This window comes from Mycobacterium sp. E3305 (assembly GCF_001666785.1).
In the GTDB taxonomy this organism is placed as follows: domain Bacteria; phylum Actinomycetota; class Actinomycetes; order Mycobacteriales; family Mycobacteriaceae; genus Mycobacterium.
On sequence record NZ_LZJA01000281.1, the window covers coordinates 1 to 6,343 of the forward strand.

Annotated in this window: 2 protein-coding genes; both read left to right on the plus strand. The window is 67.6% G+C overall.

Annotated elements, in window-relative coordinates:
• A partial coding sequence (locus tag A5701_RS24290) for an SDR family NAD(P)-dependent oxidoreductase (RefSeq protein WP_156670252.1) occupies positions 1-1,844 on the plus strand: 1,844 nt, incomplete at its 5' end.
• A 16-nt stretch (positions 1,845-1,860) separates the two neighbouring features.
• Positions 1,861-6,343, plus strand: a 4,483-nt coding sequence (locus A5701_RS24295) for a non-ribosomal peptide synthetase (protein WP_156670253.1), incomplete at its 3' end; no start/stop codon positions are given.

Below are 6,343 nucleotides of genomic sequence, written 5' to 3' on the forward strand. Positions count from 1 at the left end.
GGACGGTGACGGCGGTCGGAGCAGGCGTCGCGGACCATACGGTCGGCGATCGAGTCGGAGGGTTGTGCGGCGGCGGCTCTTGGGGTTCCTTCGTCACGTGCGATGCGCGACTGGCGGTCGCCCTGCCGGCGGGGCTTTCCGACGGCCAGGCCGCCGCGGCGTCCACCACGCACACCACCGCGTATCACGCCTTGCATGAGCTGGCCCACGTCAAGGCCGATGATCGCGTCTTGATCCACTCCGCGGCAGGAGGGGTAGGGCAAGCGGCGATTGAGATGGCTCGCGCGGCGGGTGCCGACATATTCGCCGCCGCCGACAACGAGACGCACCGACAACTTCTGCGGGACAGCGGGATCGGATACGTCTACGACTCGCACAGCACGGACTTCGCCGACCTGATCCGTCGCGACACCGGCGGCCACGGCTTGGACATCGTGGTCAACTCGGGCTCCGGCGTCACCCAACGGTCCGGGCTCGAATTGCTGGCGCCGGGTGGCCGATTCATCGACATCAGCCATCGGGAGGCCCGGCTGGGACCAATCCCCGCAAACAATATCGCATTCCACACCGTGGACATGGCGCTGCTGTCGGCGAGCGAACCGGATCGCGTGCGCACCCTGCTGAGCACTGTGTACCGGTTGATCGCCGACGGCGCCCTACCGATGCCCGACACCACGCACTACTCGCTTGCGGACGCGGACAACGCGATTCGTCTCATGGCGGGCGGCGGACAGACCGGCAACGTCGTGTTCGACATACCGAGAAGCGGTGTCCGACGTGTGCCGGTGCCGCCGGCGCAGGCCCGGGTCTTCCGCCGCGACGGCGCCTACCTCATCACTGGGGGCCTCGGGGGCCTTGGTCTGTTCTTGGCGGAGAAGATGGCGGCGGCGGGCTGCGGGCGCATCGTGCTGTGTTCACGTTCGCAGCCGACGCCCGATGCCATCGAAACGGTCGAGCGCATCAGGGCAAGCGGCGCCGACGTCACGGTGGAGTGCGGTGACGTCGCGGAACCCGGCACCGCGCGCCGATTGGTTGCCACCGCGACCGCCACCGGCCTCCCGGTGCGGGGTGTGCTGCACGCGGCCGCGGTGGTAGACGACGCCACCCTGGTCAACATCACCGCAGAACTCGTCGAGCGGGATTGGAGCCCAAAGGTTCACGGCGCGTGGCACCTCCACACCGCCACGCTCGACCAGCCGTTGGACTGGTATTGCTCGTTTTCGTCGGCCGCCGCCCTGCTGGGCTCTCCCGGCCAGGGCGCCTACGCCGCGGCCAACAGCTGGCTGGACGCCTTCACCCACTGGATGCGGGCTCAGGGCCTGCCGGCTATCACCATCGGCTGGGGTCCCTGGGCCCGGATCGGGCGCGCCACCGCCCTGGCGGACAGCTCGGGCATGGCGATCGGGCCCGAGGAGGGCGCGTACGCGTTCGATGCGCTGCTGCGTCACGACCGCGCCTACACCGGCTACGCGCCGATCACGGGCGCACCGTGGTTGAAGCTGTTGACCGAGCGCAGCCCGTTCACCGAGGCGTTTCGCCCCGTCGGCGACGCAACGGGCACAAGCAAACTCCGCGCCGAGCTCAACGAGCTGCCCATGGACGAGTGGCCGGCCTCGCTGCGGCGACTGATCTCCGATCAAGTCAGCTTGATTCTGCGTCGCAGCGTGGATCCGGATCGGCCGCTGTCCGGATACGGCCTCGACTCACTCGGTGCGCTCGAACTACGTACTCGCATCGAAACCGAAACGGGGGTTCGCATCCCGTCCGCCGACATCTCGACCATCACGATCCGTGGTCTGGCGGGGCTGTTGTGCGAAAAACTGGCACCCGCGGAAGTCGCCTGATTCCGGGGGGTGATGGATGCAATTTGACGAGCGCGCGCTCCCCTTGACACGGGGACAGCTCGACATCTGGCTAGCACAGGAAACGGGCCGGTCCCGCACCGATTGGCAACTTGGCCTCTTCGTCAAAATCGAAGGACGCGTGGAGCGCAAGCCCCTCGAGTGGGCGATCCGCCGGGCGCTTCGGGAGGCCGAACCCGTTCGGACGTCATTCTTTTCGGATGACGGCCAGGTCCTGCAGCAGTCGATTGACGACCCGGAGGTTGACCTCGCCTTCCACGACCTGCGCGGCTCGGATCATCCCGTGCGGAAGGCCCAGGAGATCGCGGCGTCGATTCAGCGCACGCCCATGCCCTTCACCGGACCGCTGTTCAGGTTCGCGCTCTTCCAGACGGGCGTCAACGAATTCTATTGGTTCACTTGCTGTCACCACATCGTCGCCGACGCGTCGGGCATTGCCCTCGTCGGCCATCGGATCGCGACCATCTACTCCGCAGTCATCGCGGGCGCGCCCATGCCGTCCCCATTCTTCGGCTCGCTGGCGGACCTGGTCGCATGCGAATCGGAGTACGAAGCGTCGGCAGACTACCTCGAGGATCAGGCGTACTGGTCGAAGAATCTGCCATCCGGCGACGGACCGGATCGGTGGTTGCGGCGGGGTGCCGGTGAGCGCGGTCCATATCGTTCCTCGGCGCCGGTCCAGCTGGATCCCGCGGTCATTCGCCGAGTCGAAGAGTTGTCCCACGCCTGGGAAATGCCGCGGTCATCGGTCATCACCGCCGCGTGCGCCCTGTTGGTGCGAGCCTGGAGTCACAACGGTTCGGAGGTGGTGCTCGACTTCCCGGTGAGCAGGCGGGTCACCCCGGAATCGAAGACGCTTCCCGGCATGGTCTCCGGCGTCGTTCCGCTGGTTTTGAAACTCTCGCCGGATGCCACGGTGGGTGACTTCTGCCGCCACGTCGATGCGCGAATACGTGAAGCGTTGCAACATCAGCGCTTTCCCGTGCGGGCACTGGAACGCAAGGCACGCTCCGGCGACCCCCGGCAGTTCGCCCAGCGGGTGAGCGTCAACTTCCTTCCCGCTGTGCTCGCCTTGGACTTCGGCGGCGTGGCGGCCTCGGCGTCATACACCAATTCCGGTCTCGCCGATGGCTTCGGGTTGTTCTTCTCCGCAGCCGGTGACCAACTGCTGTTCGGCACCGAGGGTGCCGGGGAGCTGTTTGCGGGCTTCGCCGTCGCAGACCTGGCCGAACGGTTGCTGCGGGTGCTGGCCGCGATGGCCGGCGACCCCGAACGTCGGCTGCTGTCGATCGACCCATGGGGCGCCGACGAGCACGCGCGGCTTGATGGGTGGGGCAACCGGGCGGTGCTGACCCAGCGGGCACCCGAGCCCGCGTCGATTCCGGAGCTGTTCGTCGATCAGGTTTCGCGAGCGCCGGCGGCGGTGGCGTTGACCTTCGAAGGCCGTTCGATGACCTACCGGGAACTCGACGAGGCCGCTAATCGACTGGCCCGTTTCCTGATCGGTCGGGGCGCGGGCCGCGGGCAACGTGTGGCTCTGCTGCTCGCCCGTTCGCCCGACGCCGTCATCGCGATGCTCGCGGTGCTCAAGACCGGGGCGGCGTATCTGCCGATCGATCCGGGTCTGCCTGATGCGCGGATCGAGTTCATGCTCACCGACGCCACCCCGATCGCCGTCGTGACGACTGCGGAACTGCGGCCGCGGCTCGACGGATGCGAGCCGACCGTCGTCGACATCGCGCACCCCGACGTAGCCACTCAACCCGGTGCCGCATTGCCTCCGCCCGCACCCGACGACATTGCCTACCTCATCTACACCTCCGGGACCACCGGTGTTCCGAAGGGCGTCGCCGTCACCCACCACAACGTGACTCAGCTCCTGCGATCGCTCAACCCTTCCGGACTGGTTTGGGCGCAGTGGCATTCGTTGGCCTTCGACGCCTCTGTCGAAGAGATCTGGAGTGCGTTGCTGTTCGGGGGCCGGCTGGTGGTGGTGCCCGAAGGGGTGGCCGGCTCGCCCGACGACTTCCGCGCGTTGCTCATCGACGAGCGGGTAGAGATGCTGAGCCAAACCCCCTCGGCCCTGGCAGCGCTACCCGCCGAAAACTTGGGAGCGACAACGCTACTGGTGGCCGGCGAAGCGTGTCCGGCCGAGGTCGTGGATCGATGGGCACCGGGACGGCTTATGGTCAACGGCTACGGCCCGACCGAGACCACCGTGTGCGCGACCAGAAGTGCGCCGTTGACGCCGGACTCGGGCGTGCCGCCGATCGGCGCGCCGGTGTCCGGGGCGGCGGCGTTCGTCCTCGACGAATGGTTACGTCCGGTTCCCGCCGATGTCGTTGGCGAGCTGTATATCGCGGGCCGCGGCGTGGCCGTCGGGTATTGGCGGCGGGCCGGCCTATCCGCGTCGCGGTTTGTCGCCTGCCCGTTCGGGTCGCCCGGAGGGCGCATGTACCGCACCGGGGATCTGGTGCGCTGGGACACGAGCGGGCAACTGCACTATGTGGGCCGCGCCGACGAGCAGGTCAAAATTCGTGGATACCGCATAGAACTCGGCGAAGTCCGCGCCGCATTGGCCGCGCTGGACGGTGTGGATCAGGCCGCGGTGATCACCCGCGAAGACCAACCCGGCGCCCCGCGCCTGGTCGGCTACGTCACCGGCACGATCGACGCGGCCGACGCGCGCGCCGCGCTGGCCGGTCGGCTGCCCGGCTTCATGGTGCCGTCCGCGGTCGTGGTGATGGCTGCGTTGCCGCTGACGGTCAACGGCAAACTCGACACGCGAGCCCTCCCCGCGCCGGAATACAGCGATGCCAGCCGATTTCGCGCCCCGGTCACTGCGGTGGAGGAGGTGCTGGCCGGCGCCTTCGCACAGGTTCTCGGTCTCGAACGGGTCGGGATCGACGAGTCGTTCTTCGACTTGGGCGGCGATTCACTGTCGGCCATGCGCCTCGTCACCGCCATCAACAAGTCATTGAAAGCCGGCCTGTCGTTACGCGCCTTGTTTGACGCGCCCACGGTGGCGCTCCTGGCGCCGCACCTCAATGACGACGGGGCCGAGCGCGAGCCTTTGGTGGCGGGCGACCGGCCCGCTGTCCTTCCGCTGTCGTTCGCCCAGAGCCGGCTCTGGTTCCTCGAGCAATGGCGGGACCGCGCCGCGACCTACAACATGCCCACCGCGTTTTGGATCAGCGGGCCGTTGAACGTAGAGGCCCTTGGGGCGGCCCTCGACGACGTCATCGGCCGCCACGAGTCTCTGCGCACGATATTCCCCGATGCCGACGGCGTCCCGTTCCAGCGGGTGTTGCCGGCCCGAAGCGGTATGTGGCAAGGCGGGGACGCGGCCGTGGCGTCGTTGCCCGAGCAGGACATACCCGCCGCGTTGACGGCCCTGGCCGGCCATCGCTTCGACCTATCGACTGACATCCCGATTCGCGTGCGGGTGTACTCGGTCGGCCCGGAGCGGCATGTGATCGGAATTGTTCTGCACCACATCGCCTTTGACGGGTTGTCGCTGGCTCCGATGGTGCGGGACATCAGCGTGGCCTACCGGGCGCGCGAGCGCGGCCAGCCACCCGACTGGCGTGAATTGCCGGTCCAGTATGCGGATTACACGTTGTGGCAGCGGGCGCAGTTCGGTGATCTCGATGACGGTAGTGGTCCGATCGGCAGGCAATTGGCGTTTTGGGAGGATGCGCTGGCGGGGATGCCGGAGCGGTTGGTATTGCCGACGGATCGGCCTTATCCGGTGGTGGCCGATCAGTGTGGGGCGACGGTGGCGGTGGAGTGGCCGGCGGGGTTGCAGCAGCGGGTGCGTGCGGTGGCCCGGGAGTGCAATGCGACGAGTTTCATGGTGGTTCAGGCGGCGTTGGCGGTGTTGCTGTCTCGGCTGAGCGCGAGTTCCGATGTAGTGCTGGGCTTTCCGACCGCCGGTCGAGATGATCCCGCGCTCGACGAATTGGTCGGCTTCTTCGTGAACACCCTGGTGCTGCGGCTGGATCTCACCGGGAACCCCACGGTCGCGGAGTTGCTGAACCAGACCCGTGATAAGGGTCTCGCCGCCCTCGAGCATCGGGACGTGCCGTTCGAGGTCCTGGTTGAGCGGCTTAATCCGGTTCGGTCGCTGGCTCATCATCCGCTTGTGCAGGTGATGTTGGCGTGGCAGAACCTGGCGGGGGCCGGTGGCGATCGGCACCTGAGACACCTGCAAGTCCCCCAACGCCAACCCCGCCCCGCCACCGGCGCCTTCGCACAGGTTCTCGGTCTCGAACGGGTCGGGATCGACGAGTCGTTCTTCGACTTGGGCGGCGATTCACTGTCGGCCATGCGCCTCGTCACCGCCATCAACAAGTCATTGAAAGCCGGCCTGTCGTTACGCGCCTTGTTTGACGCGCCCACGGTGGCGCTCCTGGCGCCGCACCTCAATGACGACGGGGCCGAGCGCGAGCCTTTGGTGGCGGGCGACCGGCCAACGAGCG